Below are 20,537 nucleotides of genomic sequence, written 5' to 3'. Positions count from 1 at the left end.
TCGCTTCAATTTCACGTTCCAACGTTGTTTCGTGACCAGGCAGGAAATAAAGTTACGATTCGATATTTCCTGCAACGAACTCTCAAGGATTAATTTTCGATGCTCATACGGAAGTCTTTGAGGATGTTAGAAGCAAGCCGCGGCAGAGCTGGTCGATGGCCGTGTTTTCAGGCGAGCACCACTTCCTGGCCGACCTGACAATTGAATCTCACCTTGTTTGAGAACGACACCTACGGCTGGATCCTGCTTGAGGAGTACTGCACCGTCGAGATCAACATAGTCGAGCAGTGGACAAAGGTGGGCGGCCGCGCTGATGCCAATCGAAGATTCTATCATGCAACCAACCATCGTTTTCATGGAGCGGCTACGAGCTTCTTGGAGCATCTTCAAAGCGGGAGTCAATCCGCCGCACTTACATAGCTTGATGTTCACACCGTGAAACTTTCCTTCACACTTTTCGACGTCACTATCTTCCAGGCAATTCTCATCGGCGATGATCGGGAGCGAGGCCTTGGCGAATAATTCGCGATGATCTGCTTCGGGCGCGTTGGCAGGCAGCGGTTGTTCGATAAACTCAACGCCCAATTCGACCAACGCGTCGGCATTTTCCATAGTCTGCTTGACGGTCCAAGCACAATTGGCGTCGACGCGAAAGGCGGCAGTAGTATGTTGACGTAGCGCTTCGACGATAGCAATGTCTTCAGGGGTTCCGAGCTTTATCTTGTAGGTGTCCCAACCCGGTTGTTCCTGGAGTTTCCGGATCATTTTCGGGATCGGCGCGATTCCGATCGTGTAGCTCGACGCAGGAATCTGCTTCCACGCGAGCCTCCAAGATTCGTACAGTTGAAGGCCTTGTCGACGTGCGTGAAGGTCGTGGCCCGCCATGTCGAGTGCACTCAGCGCGAACATGTTTTGCAGTCGATCTTTCATTTCTGACCACAAATCGGCCGGCGAATGAGCGATGTATTGTGACAAGAATGACTCGATATTGGCCAATGACGATCGAATCGACTCCAGCGTATACCCGTAATAGCTGTTTTCAGTAACTTCGCCAAAGCCGGAGATACCTTCATGTTCTAACTCGACCACTAGGCTTCTTTGCATAGTGGTTGTTCCTCGAGAGATCGCAAAGGGATGGCAAAGTGGCAGCTGGCACTCATGTAATATCATTTTCATCGGCTCAGCACCTCCTGGCGTAGTTTTATGGCGGCGTCCACCAAGGGACTAGCCCCGGTGCGATAGACATCGCAAACGGGAAGTCCTAGCGTCTCGTGGGCATTGGCTAACTCAGTGTAAGCTTGCTCTTCGGTCAAGTTGCGTGTGTTCACGGCGACACCGATGATCCGGCACGGATGACGCAAATTCGCCAACATTTCATAGGCGTGAATCAGTTCTTGGTGTGAACGCAACGGAAAGTGTTCGATCCCGCCTATATGGCTCCGGCCTGCTTCGTAGCAATAAATCAAGCCGTGAGGTGCTGAACCATGGAGCAGTCCGGCGGTTACCGAGGAATAGGCGGGATGCCCAATGCTTCCTTGCCCTTCGATCAGCAGGAAATCGTGAGTTTCCACCTGTCGGATGTGATGTTCGATCGTACCATTGACGAAATCGGAGACGACACAATCGATCGGCACGCCATGACCGGAGATCATAATGCCTGTCTGGCCAGTCGCCACAAACGCGGCACTTTCACCTCGTTCCGCGAGCCCTCGCTCGACTTCCAAAGTCGTAACCATCTTACCAAGGGAACAATCCTGGCCGACGGTATGAATACGAACACACCCTTCGCGAAAGGGCTGGGCATCGGCAATGTCACGATATTGGTTGCGGCGAACGTCGATCAATTGCGAACGATGCTCTTGGGCCAGCACGATCAATTCATCATCATCGGTGAGAAAATCGTGCAAACCGGAAACGATGTCGAGACGTTTCCGAATTGCTTGTTTCAACAGATCACGCCAATCACCGGGCAGTTTGCCACCGGGTGGTGCAATCCCGATATAGATCGCGTCGGCATCCGGTGCTTCCTGCAAGCTGGAAATAAGGGGAATCGATTCACCTATGTCAAAAACATCCTCAGCATTCTCGCCATCGGCAACCGTTTCCAGGACCGCAGCGACATGATCACCCCGATACCGTATCAAACTGATTGCCGTCTTAGCGAGAAATGGGCTGGAAAAACCATCGGTCAGAATAATGATCCGTCGATGCGACTGGATGCGAAGGAGCGACTGATCCGCTTTTGAATTCGGTTTGACAGTTAGTTTCATCGGATGTGTTTTCAAGCCTGGAAGTAACGAACAAAACTTGTGTGTTGAATCGTAGACGGTCCAAGCCATAATGAGAATGCGCAGAAGCGCAGGATATTTTTATATATGCGCAGTAGTGATTTGCGTGCATGTCCGGTTACGCTCCAACGAATCTCTCCATGAACCAGTCACCAAGCCGAACAGACTATCGACGCGTGGCCGTCCTGATTGAGACCGACGACAGTTGGGGGCGCGCCGTCGTAAGTGCGATTGGTCAACATGCCCGACAGTTTCACTGGCGAATTTTGATCGGCCCTCGAGATTCCCAAAACCGGCTTTGCTTGCCCAAGGGATGGCCAGGTGAAGGTGTGATTGTTCACTTGCGAACCAAGTGGCTGGCCAATCATGTTAAGAAATTCAATCTTCCGACAGTCGATGTAGCGACGATGATGCCGGGCGAACGCTGGGTCGGCCGAGTTGCCACTAACGACGACGAACGAGCCGAGATGGCATTCGCTCACTTCCGAGAAAGGGGATTACAAAACTTCGCCTGCTTTGCTCCTTCTCTGGGACGCTATTCGGATTCGCGGGCCGAAATTTTTGCTCAGAAAGTTCGCCAGGTGGGCTTTCATTGCTCGTTGTTCGGTGCGAAGGAAGGACAGCAAGGATGGAGGCTGGAAAATCACCACGTCCTGAAATGGCTGGCAGAACTCCCTCGTCCACTAGGCGTGTTTGCGTCCGATCCCTACCCGGCACGACAGCTTGCTGAGATTTGTGATCAAGGAGGTTTACGCGTCCCCGACGAAGTCGCGATCTTGGCGGGAGATGATGACGACCTGCTCTGCAATTTGGCTTGGCCTCGTCTTTCCGCGGTTCAATTGGGATGCCACGCCTTGGGTGAGGAGGCCTCTAAGTTACTTGACCGATTGATGGATGGTGCCCCCATACCCAAAGAAACGACCTTTATCTCGCCTCTTCGAATACATTCCCGCCATTCCACCGATATTTTGGCCATATCGGATCAAGAACTGCTCCCGATCCTGGAATATATCCACCGCGAAGCGTCGCGAGGGTTACAGGTGAAGGAATTGCTCCGGAAATTTCCCGTATCACGGCGATCGCTGGAGCAACGCTTTCGTCAACACTTAGGGCGGTCTCCGGCGCAAGAAATTCGTCGCGTAAGATTAGATCGAGCAAAGGTATTGTTGCTCGAAACGACTCTGGCAATTTCGGAAGTCTCTGAAGCGTGTGGTTTCGTCTCCTGTGCGCATTTCTCGACATCGTTTCAGAAGCAATTTGGAATGGCACCCTCAGACTGGCGAACTACATTTGGTTCTCGCTTGTCGCCATAGTGCAGTGCAGCCAGAGGCCATTGCCATAGACTGGAGGACTTTTCTTTCCTGCTCTAACTCCAAGAGAAGCTGCCTGACTCACATGACAATTCTTAGTGATAATAGTCAGGGCTCATCTCGAATGTCGACCGTTGTGCGCAAACAGAAAGTATATTTGCGCCTATGCGAATTTACGGCAGTTGTCTTTGAGATAAGCTAGACGACATCGCGATTGTAGTGACTTTTGCGATGGAACTTTTCATTCCTCTTTTTTTTGAGAGTTGTCATGCCGAGAAGAATTCGATCGTTAGCCGGGTTTACTTTAGTTGAGCTACTCGTGGTGATTGCCATTATCGGAGTCCTGATTGCGTTGTTGTTACCGGCGGTTCAGCAGGCTCGGGAAGCTGCCAGACGAATGTCTTGCAGCAACAAGTTGCGTCAGGTCGGAATCGCCATTCACAATTACCATGACACGCACCTCAAGTTTCCGATGGGGGCCCAATATGAATGGCATTCAACGTTCCTGGTCCACCTGCTTCCATTTCTTGAGCAGAATAACGCCTACGATCAATTGAATTTTAGCCACTCATCGGCCATGCTTTTCGACTCAAATTCGATGACGGGAGTTCGACAGCACAACTACGAGGTCATGCAAGGATTTCCTGCGACCGCCTATCAATGCCCCTCCAGCCCGCTGCCGGAATTCGCGGAGAATCCAGGTGGCCCATCTGAGGTCAGCACGACCGACTATATCGGAATCGCAGGTGCGTGCACTTCGAGTACCAGCAGTACCGATCCGACTGGTCAGGATCGCTGTGTTGCCACCAATTCAGGATATGCGTGCAGTAATGGTTCGTTGATTCCCAACGAGTCATTGCGGATGGCTCAAATTTCGGACGGAACAACCAACACGATCATCGTTGCGGAACAGTCAAATTGGACAGTGAACTCGAGCGGAAGCAACATTGATCAGCGCAACAGCAGTCGGCGTGGTGCGTGGATTGGGTCTTCTAACAGAGGTTATCCTGGTGGCCCTAACGACAGCGACTGGACATCTACCCGAGGCGCCTACTATAACGTCTCGACGATGCGTTATGGTGTTGGATTCCGCACGTTGGTCTCCGGAAGTGGCGGGAACCATCAAACTGGCTGTAACACGCCGATTCACTCTGCCCATCCCGGAGGGGCCATGGTGCTACGCGTCGATGCGGGAACGAACTTCCTCGCCGAAACGGTTGATTGGACGACACTGCGTAACATCTGTATTCGCGATGACGGTCAGGTCTTGGAGAACAATCCGCTCTAGTGGATCGTTCGTCCTGTCAATTAGGAACGGCACCCTCAGGCTGGCGAACTACAATGGTTTCCAGCCTGGCGACATAGGGCAGTGTAGCCAAAGACTGGAAGCATTTTCTTTCTTGCTCAAACTCCAAGAGAAGCTGCCCGATTTACTTGGCATTATTCGGGGTAATAGTTGGGGGGCTTATATTGAATCTCGACCGCCGTGCGCAAACAGAAAAGATGTTTGCGCCTATGCGCGTTTACTATGGATGTCGCTGAGATAAGCTAGACAGTATTCCAATCGCAAAGAAATTCGCATTGGAACTTTTCATTCCTCTTTTTCGAGAATTGTCATGCCTAGAACACTTCGATCGTTAGCCGGGTTTACTTTAGTTGAGCTACTCGTGGTAATTGCCATTATCGGAGTCTTGATTGCATTGTTGTTACCGGCGGTTCAGCAGGCTCGGGAAGCTGCCAGACGAATGTCTTGCAGCAACAAGTTGCGTCAGGTCGGAATCGCCATTCACAATTACCATGACACGCACCTCAAGTTTCCGATGGGGGTTCAATACTACTGGCATTCGAATTTCCTGGTCCACCTGCTTCCATTTCTCGAGCAGAATAACGCCTACGATCAATTGGATTTTAGCCACTCATCGGCCATGCTTTTCGACTCAAATTCGATGACGGGAGTTCGACAGCACAACTACGAGGTCATGCAAGGATTTCCTGCCACCGCCTATCAATGCCCCTCCAGCCCGCTGCCGGAATTCGCGGAGAATCCTAGTGGGCCGGTTGAATGCAGCACGACCGACTATATCGGAATCGCAGGTGCGTGCACTTCGAGTACCAGCAGTATCGATCCGACTGGTCAGGATCGCTGTGTTGCCACCAATTCAGGATATGCGTGCAGTAATGGTTCGTTGATTCCCAACGAGTCATTACGGATGGCTCAAATATCGGACGGGACAACCAACACAATCATCGTTGCGGAACAGTCAAATTGGACAGTGAACTCGAGCGGAAGCAACATCGATCAGCGCAACAGCAGTCGGCGTGGTGCGTGGATAGGAACGTTTAACAGAAGTTACCCTGGCGGCCCTGACGACAGCGACTGGACATCTACCCGAGGCGCCTACTATAACGTCTCGACGATGCGTTATGGTGTTGGATTCCGCACGTTGGTCTCCGGAAGTGGCGGGAACCATCAAACTGGCTGTAACACGCCGATTCACTCTGCCCATCCCGGAGGGGCCATGGTGCTACGCGTCGATGCGGGAACGAACTTCCTCGCCGAAACGGTTGATTGGACGACACTGCGTAACATCTGTATTCGCGATGACGGTCAGGTCTTGGAGAACAGTCCGCTCTAGTTGGACGCGATATAGAATTCGTCTTTATTCATTTCGTTGGTCGATCGGTGTTGATTGACGGGGAGAACTCTTTGATGGTGACAAGTGTACGTACGGTTGCTGGCTTGTGCTTGGTTGTTTCGGGTTTGGCATTTTGCGGTTGCAATACGTCTGATTTGGAAATATCCAAAGTCTCCGGCACCGTTACTTTTGATGGACAACCTGTTTCCGACGGCGTCGTTTGCTTTATGTCGGATTCGGGTTTTGGGGCAAGTGCCGTACTTGGAGAAGATGGTTCCTATCAATTGGGAAGCCAGCACGGCCAAGGGATTCCCAATGGGACTTACAAGGTGACGGTAATGCCGGTGACTGAGGATGTCGCCGAAAGTGAGGCACGCTCATACAAGGCCCCTAAACGGTCTGATATTCCGACCAAGTATCAAGACTTTGCAACCAGCCAATTAGAGTTTGCCGTTGGGGCTGGCCCGCAGGTCTTTGACATTCAAATGGCTCCTTGAAAGCGATTGCTGATTCTACGAACGTTGTGTCCCCGCCGGGGGCACATTTCACGGTGAAGTGCTCTTAGAGCAATTGAAGTGCTCGCATCCTCGTTTGTCTGCTCAAGGGTGATGCCAGGGAACCAGGTTATAGGTTTTGAGATGAAAAGACGTAGGTACGTCATACCGTGCATCGCATTTGTTTTCTTTTCGACGGCTCTTTGTGATGCGGATGAGAATTCTCGGACGGGCTATTCTGACGCTGATCTGCCTGACGCCATGACCTGCCTCAATGGCGAGGTCGTGAAGACGACAGACGATTGGAAGGCACGCAAGGTGGAAATCAAGAAGCTCTGGTGTGACTACTACATCGGCCATTTCCCCCAAGAAGTACCGTCGTTACTTTCTGCGGAAGTGATCAGTACCCAGGCTTCCGCGGATGGTTCAACACGTAAACGAATCGTCCTTACATTCGATACACCCAATCAGAGGTCGTTCGAAATTGAAGTGTGGGAGCCAGACCCTGCGGACGTCACGGCGAAGCCACTACTGATAACCTCGCCCCGCTTTTATCAAAAAGACAATTGGGGTAAAGAAGCGCTGAAGCGAGGCTACATCGTTTGCCTTTTTCCGGGCCTGGATACGCATCATCGAGAGCCAGACTATCCCGAATACGAGAATGTCTGGCGAACCTTCCAGAAGGAATATCCGGATGCGACCTGGTCTTCGTCACTGGGCATTCAGGCCTGGTTGGCTAGTCGGACGCTGGACTACCTTCTTAGCCCAACATCGGGGTACCCCATCGATGACAAGGCGGTCGGTATGACGGGATTTTCCCGATACGGCAAACAGTCAATCTATGCGGCGGCATTCGACCAGCGCATCACCTGCGTCGTTGCCAGAAGTTCCGGGTCACCGGCAGCGAGCCCCTACCGATTCACCGGACGCGAGACTTTTATGGAGACTCCGGAGGACTTTCCCTCGGCGTGGGCGCTTAAAAGCCTCAAGGATTTTCAGGGGCGTGAGAATGAGCTTCCCATTGCAAGCAATGCGTTGATTGCCTGCATCGCCCCGCGCCACCTGATGATTGATACCGCCTACAACGACGGCGGCGATCCAACTTTTGGTGTCGAACGCAGTTACCTGAATGCCAAGAAAGCATGGGACCTATACGGCAAGTCGGAAAACATTTGCTTGAGTTATCGCAAAGGAAATCACGGCCCGATCACAAACGAGCAGGTTCAGCACAACCTCGATTACTTTGACATGGCCTTTGGCCGGAGCGAAGCCAAGCAGTCCGATTTCCCAGAAGTGCTGCTGCATGCTTTTGATTGGAATACCTGGAAGGCAAGCCAACGAAGATCGGACCTGACCATCGCACCGCAGGCGTCGGTTCGACAAAAGATCGAGTGGATGCTGGGCGAGCCCTCCTCTTCGATCAAGTCCGCTGGGGAGTATCACATCAAGAGCGGAAGCGAGTTGGGGGTTGCCGATTCCTCTCGAGACCGATGGAACCCGGGAGGAATCCAACGCGTTCCCTTCAGTTTCAGCGGCAAGATGCACGGCAATATCTTCTTTAATCCCAATCGCACGCAGTTCAAAGCGACGGTGGTATGGTTGCATCCTTGGAATTATTCACACGGTAGCAACGAGGGGTACGGCGTTCAGGGAACAACCGTCTATTATCGACTCGCCCAGCAAGGGTACAAGGTCGTCATGTACGACCAGTTTGGTTTTGGGGACCACCTGACCGATGCCGTTGGCTTCTATGACGAGCACCCTGCTTGGTCTCGGCTGGGTCGGGCAGTGTACGATGTAAGCAAGGTGATCGATTTTCTAGTCGATGGAAAAGGTATCACTGCGGAACCGGTTCCGCCGACTGATCCGAAGAAAATCTACATTTGCGGCTTCGCTTACGGCGGAATGGTCGGGCTCTATGCCACAGCGCTCGACGAGCGAATCGCTGGAATCGCCTGTTTCAGCGGTTTCACGCCGATGCGATCCGATGGCGATTCCAAGCCAACCGGTGGAATCCGTCGGTTCTGGCAATGGCATGCCCTCATGCCCAAGCTGGGTTTGTACCATGGCAATGAGGAAGGGATTCCCTACGACTACGAAGACGTTCTCGGACTGATCGCGCCGCGCAAGTGTCTCATTTACGCTCCGAAACGCGATCGCTTTGCCGACCATGACGATTTGAAATCGTGCACCAAGAAGGCCAGAGCATCATGGCAGGACAGCCGTGAAATGACCTTTCTGACCCCAGACGACATCTGCAGGTTTCAGAGCACTCAGCAGGATGCTTTACTGCGCTGGCTTGAGGCAGCCGTCGACTAGAGCATTTCCCAAAACCCTCTAACGCCATCGACAGAGTTTAGGTAGAACAGGCAATCACCTAGGAGGTGATTATCATGAAAGCCTATTCGATTGATTTACGCGAGCGGATTCTCATGGATGTCGATGCGGGAGTGACTACCCGGTTAGTTGCGTTGAAGTACGACGTCAGCGAGTCATGGGTGCGAAGGCTGAAGCTGCGACGGCGAGAACTGGGAGAGGTCTCGCCAGGATCCAGCCGCAATCGCGTGCAACCAAAGTGGTTGCCGCTGGCGGAGGAAATTGAAAAGCTGGTTGCTGAAAAGTCGGACATCACGCTTCGTGAACTGCGGGAATCGTTGGGAATAGACATCAGCGTTCAGACTTTATCGCGAGCCCTGCGAACGCTTCGGTTGACCCTCAAAAAAAGTAATCCATGCGGCCGAGCAAGATCGCCGAGCCTGGTGGCAAGTGGTGATGCTGGGAATCGATCCTCGGCGGCTCGTATTTATCGATGAAACAGGCGTCAACACGAAGATGACGCGGACCTATGGTCGCAGTCGGCGAGGCTCGCGGGTTGTCGCCAAGGTGCCACACGGCCATTGGAAAACGACCACCTTCCTCGCTGCCTTACGGGACGAAGGCCTAACCGCTCCAACGGTCATCGATGATCCCATGAACGGCGACCTGTTTCTGGCCTACGTCCAACAACAACTGGTGCCCACGCTGAAGCCAGGCGATGTAGTGGTGATGAACAACTTGGCCAGTCACAAGCGAGCAGGCGTTCGTGAGGCGATCGAAACTGCTGGTGCCAGACTCGTTTACTTGCCACCTTACAGCCCCGACCTGAACCCAATCGAGTTGGTCTTCTCCAAGCTGAAATGGCTTGTCCGCAGCCGTGAGGAACGAACCATCGAAGGGCTTTGGAACTTTCTGGGCCAAGTCCTAGATCGCTTCACTTCGACCGAATGCCTCAACTACTTCCGACACTGTGGGTGCGCTACAGGGCTATGAGATGCGCTCTAGAAGAATGACACCCAGAAGTCGATTTGGAACAGAGATTGGTTGGCTGACCAGTACAATTCCGTTTTGGCCAAAAAGGTGCAGGTTCTTCCGGGGCCAGTCCGGCGAACTTCTTCTTCCAGCGATAGAAGGTCTGTTGGCTGACACCCAGCTTACGGCAGACCTCATCGACCCGCGTCCCTGTCTCTGCCTGCTTCAGCGCGAACGCGATCTGCTGATCCGTAAATTTCGACTTCTTCATGGTCATCATCTCCTCGAAAATGATGGCCAGATTTTACTCTAAAATTCTCACTTGCATTGGCTCAGTTTTTGGGTTGCAGGTCAGATGACGGCGTGAACCGAGAGCGGAGGCGAGGACTAAACCATTCATCGTTTCGGCTTCTCCCTGTAAAGCAGCGTTTGATGGGTAGTGAGATAAGCGCTCAGTATCGTCGGCTGAGAGCACCAGGTCAACGATCTTGGATGGGCTCGGCAAGAGAGATCGGTGGATTATGGCATCCCGGCAGGATCGATTCGATCGGGAGAGTTCTCCGGAAATTATGGAGCTAATGAACGGAAGGGACCGTTTCCGCTTCGGCGGGGCGATCGTTGGTGCGGCGAGAAGATGGGAGTTTCGGCGAACGCGGACGAACGACCACGAGGCTGATAACGAGGAATACGAGGGTATTTACGACGAGTCCCCAGGCCGAAGCATGTACTGGCAAGAACGAGTGAGCCTGCTCCACCCACGCGAGCAGTGAATCGAACGCTGACAGCCCTGTTATTTCAACCAGCAGTGGCAAAAGAGGTGTGAAAAGAAACGCGGTTAGAAGACCGGCTGACAAACCAGCAGTGGCTGCGATCCCGTTGCCGCGACGAAGGAACAAGACGTCGATCGTCATTGGCAGTAATTGCACGCTGAACGCCACAGCAAATAGCGCCAAATCGACGATCATTTCCATGAATCCCGATAGGGTGCTTTCCGGACGGTTGGCGATGAGTACGAAACTCAGTGACGCAGAAGTTGCCGCCAGAATCACGAAACGCCCTACCCATACACGTTCGTTTTCGCCGGCCTGGGGGCGAATGAAACGGTCGTAGATGTCCCGGGTGATCAGGGCGCTAAGGGCATGTAGGTTACTGTCTGCGGTACTCATGGCAGCAGCCATTATGGCCACGATAGCCAGCGACGCGAAGGCGATGCCCAGCGTGGGGCCCAGCATTATCGGCAGATGGTCCTTAAGAATAACGACGAGGATCTGGTCGTAGCTTTCGATGCCCGGTGCCGGCTGCACGCCAGACTCGTTGAACTGTAACGGGTATAACGCTTGGCCTCCTAGTCCGACCAGCATGATGCCAAACATAAAACAGCCGGTCAGCAAAACGATAAAGATAAGGGCACTCTTTTTGAGCGCATCGCGATCTCTTGCCGCGTAAAAACGCATCCACTGCGCCGGCTGGATGATACCTCCGATAGGCATCAACAGGCATACCGTAAAGAGCATGGGCAATTGCCAGAATCCACTGTTCCCGGGGACTGTCTTCGAGGAATCTGGCAGTTCGGCTACCGCATCGCGAAAGCCGGAGAGCCCTCCCAGACTGACTACCATGGCCACGCCGGCCAATAGCATTCCCAGCACCAGCAAGAGACACTGAAGCGCATCGGTCCAGGCCACGCTCCGCATCCCGCCGATCATGATGTACAAGGCAGTGATCGCTGCGAGCACAATGGTGCCGATCTCGAATGCATAGGCGTAATCGGCAAAGAGTACGGCTGCCAGTTCTCCTCCGGCTTTCAACTGCATGATGACGTAAGGAATGGCAAACAGCACGCCGACGAATGTAATCAATGGACGCAACAACAGATGGCTATTGTAATGTTCGCAGAGCATGTCGGCCTGGGTCACGTATCCGTGCTTCTGACCGGCCAGCCAGATGCGTGAACCGAGCAAGTAAACACAAAAGCCTGCGATCGGAACGTTTAAACTGACCAAAGCGAATACCACGCCTTCGCGATAGACCATCCCTGGCGCTCCGAGCAGAGCGAACGAGCTGAAGAAGGTGGCCATGATGGTCAGCGAAGAGATCATCCAGCCTTGTCCTCGTCCGGCCAGGTAGTAATCTTCTTCTCCGCTTTTGCTCAGGTAATACCCAATGCAGCCGATGACCAAGAGGACCATCAAGTAAAGCACAAGAACGACAAAGGGAATCCACCCCGAGATCGACGCGGAAGAAGCCGCGATAAATGCAGCATCGTTCATGGTCGTTCCTCCTTGTCAGCGATGTCTTGATCGCCACGCCAGATGAAGAAGTAGCAAATAATTGCCACTCCACAAATGACGAAGTACCAACCAATGCCCCAGAAATAAAGCAAGGGCAGGCCGAGAAACATGGTCGGGCGATTGACCAGCAGGACGCCAGGACCGACTCCCATAATCAGGGCGATCACTACGATGGCGGTCGCCGCGTAGCTCAGGGGTCGAGATGTCGAGGAGGGGGCAGGTTTCATACCGTTTCCGGGAAGTAGCAAAGAATGGGAATGAATAGAGAGGGGAAGTGGACTATACGCGGGGTACGTTAGCCGTTTGCAATGCTTGGGACATCCAACAGTAAGCTTGTCGCGCTGCCGGGATTGGCTCGTAGTCAGGCTGGCCCCAAACCATCCCGCTGACTTCGCAGTTTAAGTCTCCACGATAACCACCCGCGTAGAACAGGCGAAACAATTTCGAGAAATCGACTTCGCCTGTTTTCCCCGGCAGTTGGAAGGAGAACTTGCCATTGTGCTGCATGACATCTTTCAGGGCGATGTGAGCCGTATGAGGAAGCGCCGTGTCGATCGTTTCCTCTAAGGTCATGTCGCGATAGGCATAGTGGCTATAGTCGTACACCATTTTCAAGTGTCGTGGATTTCCGAGCTGTTGGATCAGCCAGACTGCTTCGCTGGGACGCGACATGCCTCCGCCGCGATGCGGTTTTATGGCCAGGACAACGTCGTGCTTTCGCGCAACCTCCGCCCAGTCGCCAATGCGGTCGAGATAAAACGTGCGAAGCTTTTCCCAATTCCCACCGCCGAGCGTCGTTTGTACCAATGGCTTTGAATCATGGGTTTGCCAGTCTTCGGCCAGCGTAAACACTTGACTCAGGCGATCGAGATGTTGGTGGTGCTGTTGGTCGTCCTGTGCTGGCTGAAGATGTTCCATTAGGGCGCTTAGGTGCAATTGCTTGTCTCTAAGCAATCGTCCTACCGCCGCGCGACGTTTTGCCGGCATCTTGGATGGTGCCGAATCCCAATCAGGACGGACGGCGATTTCGATGGCATCGTAGCCAATTTCGGAGATTGCCTCGATAGCCGCTTCTGTTTTAAGCGTTTTCATTCCATAGGTACTGAAACCCAACGTACAGCCGGAAGGTTTTGTGGTATCGGCGACGCTCGGCGAGGGAGCCAACGCCATCGTTCCCGCAAAAGCGAGTCCAGAATGCAACAACTGTCGACGGGAAATGGGCATGAAATAGGCTCGCTATTTTACGGGCTTGTTTTTCGTGGGGCACTAAGTTTGGGGGCCATTGAATAAAGCTTGGGCACCCAAACTTAGATTGCGAAAAAAGCACTAAGCATGAACTTGCTGGTTGGAACCGTTGCCCATGGCCTGTTGCTTCTGCAGCGATTTAAGGAAAGGCTTGAACATCAATGCATAATCATGCCAAGTGCGGCAAGAGATTAGGTTGTCGTCGATTACGCACGGTTCGTCCGTATAAACGCCACCGAATTGAGTGATGTCGAGTGCGCATTTGGCAACCGTCGTAGCACGGCGGTCTTGCAGGCAACCAGCTGCGGCGGCTAACTCGACTCCATGACAGACCATGGCGACCGGTTTGCCGTTGTCAAAAAAGTGCTTGATGATTCGTAGCAGATCCTGATCGTACCTCAGGTACTCTGGGGCGCGGCCACCCGACAGGAATAGACCGTCGTAATTGGTCGGATCGATATCACGAAAGGCCTCGGTCGCACGAATATGATAGGAAGGCTGCTCGCGGGTAATATCCCAAGGGATGTTTTCCATGGGCGGGATTTCATGCATGACTCCGTGGTAAGTACGTGCCTCGGGGCCTGCTACCACCACTTCGAAAAGTTCTTCCGAAAGCCGGAACACAGGGTAAAGGGTGTCCATCATTTCGGTGCCGTCACCGATGGGAAGTAAAACGCTATGCGGCATAAATGCTCCAATCGAATCGAATTGATAATTAAGTTAATCGTTTTCGCGTTACGCTGGCCACCGTTAAATCAGGATGTCTTCGACAATGTGCCCATGTACGTCGGTCAAGCGAAAGTCTCGGCCGGCATGACGATAAGTAAGCCGTTCGTGGTCTAGCCCCATAATCCGTAGGATGGTGGCGTGGAAATCGTGGATGTGCACCATGTTGTGTTCCACCAGATTGCCGATGTCGTCTGACTGGCCATGGACAATGCCCGGCTTCACTCCACCCCCAGCCAGCCAGCAGGAAAACGCTTGAGGATGATGGTTACGGCTTTTGGTGCCTTTGCCGTCTTGGGCCCAGGGAGTTCGGCCAAATTCGGTACAAAAAACCACGAGCGTTTCATCCAAGAGGCCGGTCCGCTTTAAATCTTTTATTAAGGCCGCGATGGGTTGATCGACTCGCTTGGCGTATTTGCCGTGACTAGCAATATCGCGATGGGCGGCGTCCCAGTTATCGCTGCAACTCCCCACGGAGTCGATGATCTCGACAAAACGTACGCCACGTTCGACGAGTCGCCGCGCCATGATGCACTGGGCAGCATATGATGTCACGTCACCTGGCTCGCTGCCGTATAGCTTGAGCGTTTCAGGCGTCTCTTGAGATAGATCGAGCGCCTCGGGGGCTGCATCTTGAAGACCCCGCGCGGCCTGAGCAGCGGCCATTCTTCCGGCGAGCTGTCCATTATCGTGTCGAATCTGGGCGTGCTCTTGGTTGAGCTTCGACAACATTTCAAACTCGAAGTCGCGAATCACCCCGGGGCTGAGAGACTTCAAGTAGGGTAGCGGCTCGTTACCGGGCAAAATCCGTACCCCGCTATGCGAGGCCGGGAGGAAATTGGCATCCCAAATTTGGGGACCGTTGTAAGGCCGGTGCTCGGAGAGGACGACGTGCGAGGGAAGTTGGGGGTTGGCCGAACCAAGACCAAAACTCAACCAGGCCCCGAAACTAGGCATGGCGACCGATGTGCTGCCGGTGTGCAGTTGAAGCGTAGCCTCGCCATGATCGCGGTGATCGCTGTTCATCGAACGGATCAGTGCCGCTTCGTGAATGATCTCGCGCATATGAGGGAACAGGTCACTGACTTCCGTCCCGCAATGCTTGTTGGGACGGAACTTCCAAGAGGCTGCTTTTAAGTAGCGGTCGACCTTGGGCATGCCAGTCACGCTGACTTCTGCTTCGACCCCGATCGAACGATCGTGCAACTGCTCGAGCTTTGGCTTGGGGTCAAATGTATCCACATGCGAGTAACCGCCGGACATGTAAAGGACAATCACATGTTTGGCTTTGGCCGGGAAATGCTGGATGGACGTTTCTTGATTCGCGGCCAGCACGCCGGTTGCTTTGGTCCCTGCTCCCAGGGTGGTGCATGCGGCTAAGCCGCCCCGCAGTGCCTGACGACGACTCATCGGAATGGATGTTGAATTCATAGTCGTATTACTCCACATGCAAAAATTCGTTGCTGGCAAACAGGGACTTGGCAACTGCCTTCCAAACGGCTGGGCGGACTTCTTCCGGCTTCATTTCGCCGGACGATAGGATCGCGGCCGAGAGCGAGTCGATTTGCCGTGTTGTAATCTGTTGTTCTTCCATTGTCGGGAGGCGTCCATACACGCGCTGGTAGGCGAATTGAATCGCTTCCTGATCATTCTTGGTGTTTTTAAGGATCCGATCGGCGAATGCGTGGGACTGTTTTTCGACAAAAGGAGAGTTCAAGAGGAAAAGAACTTGGGTCGGGAGAGCAGAAGTCGTTCGCTTTTCGGTTGATTGATTGCGATCGGGACCATCGAACAAAGCGAAGAACGATTGCCGGAACAGCCGCTGAGTCATCAGGTAGATGCTGCGATGATTATGATCGTATTCGGCTCGGAAAGGATTGTTCAGCGAGTACGAACGGCCTTTCCAATGCGGGAAGGGGAACGGGCCGGGACGATTAAGGTCCAAGTTTCCGCTAATCTGTAGCATGGAGTCGCGGATCGCCTCGGCCTCGAGGCGCCGACGAGCAAACCGTGCCAGGTAAATGTTGTCGGCATCGTTTTGCAGGCTTAAGTCCGTTGTTCGACTGGAGAGACGGTAAGCTCGGGAAAGCATAATCCGGCGATGCAAAGCTTTCAGCGACCAGCCATCTTCTTCCACGAACACATCGGCCAGATAATCCAAAAGCTGAGGATGAGATGGCTGGTCCCCCTTCACACCGAAGTTGCTGCTTGTCGCAACCAGACCTCGCCCGAAATGATGCTGCCAAACACGATTGACGATCACGCGTGCCGTAAGGGGATGATCGGGCGTGGTTAGCCAGCGTGCTAGATGCAGCCTTCCCGAACCTTGCCACGAATCGGAATCTGTTTCTTCGTCCGTTAATATCAAAGGAAAACGCCGCGGAACGACCCGCCCAAGGTTATCTGGGTTTCCACGCAGGTGCAGCTTTGAGTTGATAGGCTCGTCCTCGGTCAGTCCGAAAATCGACTCCGTCGGAGGATTGCTCGCTAAGCGATCCTTCTCCTTTTTGATCCAACCCAGGCCGTGCAGCATCAGCTCGCGGAAAGCTCCCTTGTACTTGGCAAGACATGCTTCCCTGCGTTGTTCCAGTTCGCGACGCTTTGCCTTGTCGAGGTCGGTGCTTTTAAGCTGCTTCGATACGGTTTTATAGGTCTGAAGGGTGGGTTTCAGCCAAGGTCGAAAATGATTGTTGATCTGGTAGTAGTAACGCTCAATCAATGCGTAATGATCGTCTAGCTGCTCTTGCAGTTTCGGATCCGGCGCCGCAGCTGATAGAAACGAGGGAGACTTTTCGTTGGAAGCACCCATCGTTGGATAGCGTGTGCTCTCGAAAATACCATACAGTCCGAAGTAATCGGATTGCAGGATCGGATCGAACTTGTGGTCGTGGCATCGAGCACATCGAATCGTGACGCCAAGGATGCTACGACCCAGTGTGTCGATCGTATCTTCGATCATCAGATGTTTGTCTTCGTACTTGGTATTCCCGAAACGCCGCGAAAGCGAAACGAATCCGGTCGCCACCATCATGCCGCGCGCGTCTTGGTCGTTCTTGGCCTGGTGGGCCATCAGATCGCCGGCAATCTGTGCCTGAACGAAACGGTCGTAGGGCATGTCGGCATTGAGCGAATCAATGACCCAGTCGCGATAGAGGTACGCGGTAGGAATAGGGAAGTCTCCTACGTCACCTTGGGTGTCGGCATATCGTGCGATGTCCAGCCAATGACGCCCCCACCGTTCCCCATACCGTGGGGACGCCAACAACCGGTCAATCACTTTAGTGAATGCATCCTCTGACGGATCTTGCAGAAATGCTTCGGTCTCCTCAAGAGTTGGATTGAGCCCGGTCAGGTCGAAAGTGGCTCGGCGAATGAGCGCACGTTTGTCGGCCAGGTCGTTCGGCTCAATATTCTTATCCAGCATTTTGGCGTATAGGAATCGATCGATGTCCGATTGATTCCAAGCAGGGTGGGGCACCTCTGGCGGTGCCGGTCGCGTGCGTGGTTGAAACGCCCAGTGATCTGACTCAACGTGCTCTTTTACGTCGGTTGGATGAGGCGTTTCATCTTCGGCCACGTCATCGCTGGGAGGCCAGTAGGCTCCGTCGTTGATCCAGCGGCGTAGTTCTTCGATTTCAATTCGTGTGAGGCGGTCACCTTCATCTGGCGGCATTTTCAGTGCCTTATGATTCCATTGGACCGCTTGAATCAATAAGCTCTCGCTGGCTTTGCCAGGCACAATAGCCGGTCCGAATTCGGCACCCCGAATCAGCCCTTTGCGTGAGGTGAACGCGAGGGGCGATTCAGTAAAATCATCGCCCGTGTGGCAGCCGGTGCATTTGTCGATCAAGAGAGGACGAATCTTGGCTTCAAAGAAGGCTTCACGCTGAGCGTTTCGCTCGGCGGTACTCGTGATGGCTGGGTTTTTGCTATCTTCATACCGCTGTTGAACTTGGCGGAGGTTCAAAGCCGTTTGAAAGAGTGCCACATCATCGATGGCTCCTTGCCAGGGTGAATTAGCATGATGGTTGTTCCCCAGCACAATATGGCCTTGATGGCGGATGGTTATCATCTCATTTGGCAGCGGCTGTTCAGCAATGAGTTCTCCATCGCGATACGCACGCATGCTTCCTTGGCCTCCACCAGGGGAAGCACGATCGACGGCAATCACATAATGGTGCCATTGACGATCTCCGATGCCCGTGGGATCGGTGGGAGGGATGTCGACGCCTGCTTCGTTTCCTGCCTCGTCAGTCATCCGAAAGCGATAGCTTCCATCTTGTCGAGCTCGGTAAAGCCATGTCGAGTTGGTCACGAATCGCTTTTGGTCGGCGTAGTAAAACAGCGAATAATTGGTTCTTCCATCTGGCCCGGGAGCCGCATCATAGATCCATGCTTCCCACGAGAACGAACCGTCAATTAGTTTCTCAAAGGCATCGCGAGATTCAATTCCCAGCGAAACTTCAACGCGGGCTCGGCTTGCGGCAGGTCCGAATTCGATGACCGAAGGACGGCCGGCAAGGGGATCGGCGGTGGCTGTCAGGCCATCAAGGTAGCGACCCTCGAGAGGCAACTGGCCGGTTCCTTGGCAGACGCCTGCGGTCAATTCTTCGAATTTCCAAGTTGCCAAAGGGGGCGTTGCCTCTGCTTGCTCTGGCGATTTGGCCGAGACAGGTAGCGCGATCACCAATAGCAACATGCTATTAAGTAATCGACGCATGAGCGTGAAATGAATCGAAGTGAAAATCATTTGGATTCCAGTTCAAAGTTGATTTCAGTCGACGGTGCGGCAATATCGCGGATGAGATCGGACTTTTCTCCGTAGCGTGCCGGCACCGCGTCGACCATTTCTTCGACGACCGAACCTTCAGGAGCATATTCGTCGGGTGGCACTTTAATGGTGCGTCCCGATTTTCGTTTACCGGCAATGCGAATCAGGTGCTCCCCCTTAGAAGGGCCATCCTGAGAAGTGATGGCGTACACCCCGTTTTCGATTCGGCCGCCTGCCATGGGGCCCTTGGTGTCGCCATGGGGGAAGAACTGGATGGTGCCACTGTCCAACGGTTTCCCGTCGATGGTAATCATCCCCGAAACGGGGATGCGGTTGAGGTCCGTTTGCGAGGTGCACCCGAACCCTGCCAGTAATACACAGGCCAAGCTAGACAGTACGGCCCAGCGCCGTTCCGTGCATTTGGGGATTTCGATTCGTATCACGGGTCCTGCTCCTCGGGGAATAAGTGATGGGATGAAGTACTACAATCCAGCGAAGACTTCGCTGCCGCTTGAGGTGGACATGCCACGCCATACGTCGAGGTCGATCGTTTCGCTTACGAACCGGACAGAGCCGTCGCAATGGGCTGCTTGCACACCGCCGGGATGCCAACTGCGTGCGGCGAGTACTTGCTTATGTATCTCGCTCCAATCGCCGGCAAGTTCGATGGAGCAGAACTGGACTTGAGCTTGCTCTTCGGTCGTGGGTCCTTTCCGAGTGATCTCATCGCAGGCAGAAGAGTTGGGAGATAGCCAGGTGGTGAACTGCTGTCCTCCAGCCGAACGGGTATAACCGCCGTGAATCGGATCGCTTTCCATCGGGATGCATTCCGACATCAATAACGTGTTGGAAAGGCCATCCTTGATGTCCCGAAACTGCTGGTTGACTCCTTGCCGAAAGGGGGCCCCTTTGAACGTCACCGAACTTTTGGTTTGTTGGCCATAGTCTGTATTGCCGAAGTTGATGACATAGTTGCCTTTCCAACGCACGAATTGCGGCACCTCAGGTGCATTAAGGATCATTCCGCCGGAAGGACATTCGAAGGCGTCGACCTTGACTCGGCGGGCAGCCTCGTTGGTGTTTTCGCCTGACTCATTGCTCATCCAGTTCACTTTTGGGTCGATAAGATCTGCCAAGGCGTTTTGCTCGAGAAAGGGAAGCAGCGGCTGTGACCAGCTTTGGTCGTCCACCCAAGTTCCTCCGGCTGGGTGCTTGGGGTTAGTGGAACTGCCAGGAAATCCCCCTTTCCATCGCGAACCAGAGGGAAGCTTGCCGGCGGTGTCGTGATAGTTGTGCATCGCCAAGGCGAACTGTTTCAGCTGGTTGTTGCACTGCATCCGCCGTGCGGCCTCTCGGGCTTGTTGGACCGCCGGCAACAGCAGGGCGATCAAGACGCCGATAATGGCAATCACGACTAACAATTCGACCAAGGTGAAAGCTTTCTTCGGTGGGCGGTCGTGGCAAAGCATGGAATGCCTCAAGGGGATA

Annotated in this window: 15 protein-coding genes and 2 pseudogenes; 6 read left to right on the top strand and 11 right to left on the bottom strand. The window is 53.6% G+C overall.

Features of this window, described 5'->3' with window-relative positions; all coding sequences use genetic code 11:
* Window positions 1–126: 126 nt before the first annotated feature.
* Both HOV93_RS04590 and HOV93_RS04585 read right to left on the bottom strand, forming a co-directional pair.
* A complete protein-coding gene (locus HOV93_RS04590; protein WP_261358565.1) occupies window positions 127–1,170 on the bottom strand; it encodes a dipeptide epimerase in 1,044 nt (347 codons plus the stop codon).
* A gap of 2 nt (window positions 1,171–1,172) precedes the next feature.
* Window positions 1,173–2,270: a DUF1611 domain-containing protein gene (locus tag HOV93_RS04585; RefSeq protein WP_207395284.1), complete on the bottom strand. Its 1,098-nt coding sequence runs from the start codon at window positions 2,268–2,270 to the stop codon at window positions 1,173–1,175.
* Between the two features lie 158 nt (window positions 2,271–2,428).
* Between HOV93_RS04585 and HOV93_RS04580 the strand changes: the two genes are divergently transcribed.
* From HOV93_RS04580 to HOV93_RS04555, 6 genes and pseudogenes are all read left to right on the top strand, one after another.
* Window positions 2,429–3,601 carry an AraC family transcriptional regulator gene (locus HOV93_RS04580; protein WP_207395283.1) on the top strand — a complete coding sequence of 391 codons (1,173 nt, stop codon included), beginning with the start codon at window positions 2,429–2,431 and terminating at the stop codon, window positions 3,599–3,601.
* Between the two features lie 265 nt (window positions 3,602–3,866).
* The gene (locus tag HOV93_RS04575) at window positions 3,867–4,886 is read left to right on the top strand and encodes a DUF1559 domain-containing protein (protein ID WP_207395282.1); all 1,020 of its coding nucleotides are present in this window, start codon (window positions 3,867–3,869) and stop codon (window positions 4,884–4,886) included.
* Window positions 4,887–5,214: 328 nt separating this feature from the next.
* A complete protein-coding gene (locus tag HOV93_RS04570) occupies window positions 5,215–6,234 on the top strand; it encodes a DUF1559 domain-containing protein (protein WP_207395281.1) in 1,020 nt (339 codons plus the stop codon).
* A 74-nt stretch (window positions 6,235–6,308) separates the two neighbouring features.
* The gene (locus tag HOV93_RS04565; RefSeq protein ID WP_207395280.1) at window positions 6,309–6,731 is read left to right on the top strand and encodes a hypothetical protein; all 423 of its coding nucleotides are present in this window, start codon (window positions 6,309–6,311) and stop codon (window positions 6,729–6,731) included.
* Between the two features lie 141 nt (window positions 6,732–6,872).
* On the top strand, window positions 6,873–9,047 hold the full coding sequence (locus HOV93_RS04560) for a glucuronyl esterase domain-containing protein (protein WP_207395279.1): 2,175 nt from the start codon (window positions 6,873–6,875) through the stop codon (window positions 9,045–9,047).
* A 71-nt stretch (window positions 9,048–9,118) separates the two neighbouring features.
* Window positions 9,119–10,037, top strand: a pseudogene (locus tag HOV93_RS04555) (IS630 family transposase).
* Between the two features lie 94 nt (window positions 10,038–10,131).
* Here the strand turns inward: HOV93_RS04555 and HOV93_RS04550 are convergent.
* The 9 genes and pseudogenes from HOV93_RS04550 to HOV93_RS04510 form a co-directional block, all read right to left on the bottom strand.
* Window positions 10,132–10,287, bottom strand: a pseudogene (locus tag HOV93_RS04550) (transposase); the annotation flags it as partial.
* 304 nt (window positions 10,288–10,591) lie between these two features.
* Window positions 10,592–12,286 (bottom strand): sodium:solute symporter family protein, encoded by a 1,695-nt coding sequence (locus HOV93_RS04545; protein ID WP_207395278.1) that lies wholly within the window; start codon window positions 12,284–12,286, stop codon window positions 10,592–10,594.
* A complete protein-coding gene (locus HOV93_RS04540; RefSeq protein WP_207395277.1) occupies window positions 12,283–12,534 on the bottom strand; it encodes a hypothetical protein in 252 nt (83 codons plus the stop codon). Before HOV93_RS04540 ends, HOV93_RS04545 begins: the two co-directional genes overlap by 4 nt.
* 52 nt (window positions 12,535–12,586) lie before the next feature.
* Window positions 12,587–13,531, bottom strand: coding sequence for a sugar phosphate isomerase/epimerase family protein (locus HOV93_RS04535; RefSeq protein ID WP_207395276.1), 945 nt, complete (start codon window positions 13,529–13,531; stop codon window positions 12,587–12,589).
* 102 nt (window positions 13,532–13,633) lie between these two features.
* Entirely contained in the window at window positions 13,634–14,239 is a 606-nt protein-coding gene (locus tag HOV93_RS04530) for a DJ-1/PfpI family protein (protein ID WP_207395275.1), read from the bottom strand.
* Between the two features lie 63 nt (window positions 14,240–14,302).
* On the bottom strand, window positions 14,303–15,709 hold the full coding sequence (locus HOV93_RS04525) for a DUF1501 domain-containing protein (RefSeq protein WP_207395274.1): 1,407 nt from the start codon (window positions 15,707–15,709) through the stop codon (window positions 14,303–14,305).
* A 7-nt stretch (window positions 15,710–15,716) separates the two neighbouring features.
* The gene (locus tag HOV93_RS04520; protein WP_207395273.1) at window positions 15,717–19,028 is read right to left on the bottom strand and encodes a DUF1553 domain-containing protein; all 3,312 of its coding nucleotides are present in this window, start codon (window positions 19,026–19,028) and stop codon (window positions 15,717–15,719) included.
* On the bottom strand, window positions 19,025–19,492 hold the full coding sequence (locus HOV93_RS04515) for a hypothetical protein (protein WP_207395272.1): 468 nt from the start codon (window positions 19,490–19,492) through the stop codon (window positions 19,025–19,027). Before HOV93_RS04515 ends, HOV93_RS04520 begins: the two co-directional genes overlap by 4 nt.
* A 39-nt stretch (window positions 19,493–19,531) precedes the next feature.
* Complete coding sequence (locus tag HOV93_RS04510; protein WP_207395271.1) at window positions 19,532–20,518, bottom strand: DUF1559 family PulG-like putative transporter; 987 nt, start codon at window positions 20,516–20,518, stop codon at window positions 19,532–19,534.
* Window positions 20,519–20,537: the final 19 nt, after the last annotated feature.

The sequence above is a fragment of the Bremerella alba genome (assembly GCF_013618625.1).
GTDB lineage: Bacteria > Planctomycetota > Planctomycetia > Pirellulales > Pirellulaceae > Bremerella > Bremerella alba.
Note: the sequence above shows the minus strand (reverse complement) of the source record. Positions and strands in the feature narration are given on the sequence as shown.

Coding starts and splice junctions, on each gene's coding strand:
- HOV93_RS04590 (WP_261358565.1), bottom strand. CDS start 1,170: ATGATATTACATGAGTGCCAGCTGCCACTTTGCCATCCCTTTGCGATC.
- HOV93_RS04585 (WP_207395284.1), bottom strand. CDS start 2,270: ATGAAACTAACTGTCAAACCGAATTCAAAAGCGGATCAGTCGCTCCTT.
- HOV93_RS04580 (WP_207395283.1), top strand. CDS start 2,429: ATGAACCAGTCACCAAGCCGAACAGACTATCGACGCGTGGCCGTCCTG.
- HOV93_RS04575 (WP_207395282.1), top strand. CDS start 3,867: ATGCCGAGAAGAATTCGATCGTTAGCCGGGTTTACTTTAGTTGAGCTA.
- HOV93_RS04570 (WP_207395281.1), top strand. CDS start 5,215: ATGCCTAGAACACTTCGATCGTTAGCCGGGTTTACTTTAGTTGAGCTA.
- HOV93_RS04565 (WP_207395280.1), top strand. CDS start 6,309: ATGGTGACAAGTGTACGTACGGTTGCTGGCTTGTGCTTGGTTGTTTCG.
- HOV93_RS04560 (WP_207395279.1), top strand. CDS start 6,873: ATGAAAAGACGTAGGTACGTCATACCGTGCATCGCATTTGTTTTCTTT.
- HOV93_RS04545 (WP_207395278.1), bottom strand. CDS start 12,286: ATGAACGATGCTGCATTTATCGCGGCTTCTTCCGCGTCGATCTCGGGG.
- HOV93_RS04540 (WP_207395277.1), bottom strand. CDS start 12,534: ATGAAACCTGCCCCCTCCTCGACATCTCGACCCCTGAGCTACGCGGCG.
- HOV93_RS04535 (WP_207395276.1), bottom strand. CDS start 13,531: ATGCCCATTTCCCGTCGACAGTTGTTGCATTCTGGACTCGCTTTTGCG.
- HOV93_RS04530 (WP_207395275.1), bottom strand. CDS start 14,239: ATGCCGCATAGCGTTTTACTTCCCATCGGTGACGGCACCGAAATGATG.
- HOV93_RS04525 (WP_207395274.1), bottom strand. CDS start 15,709: ATGAATTCAACATCCATTCCGATGAGTCGTCGTCAGGCACTGCGGGGC.
- HOV93_RS04520 (WP_207395273.1), bottom strand. CDS start 19,028: ATGATTTTCACTTCGATTCATTTCACGCTCATGCGTCGATTACTTAAT.
- HOV93_RS04510 (WP_207395271.1), bottom strand. CDS start 20,518: ATGCTTTGCCACGACCGCCCACCGAAGAAAGCTTTCACCTTGGTCGAA.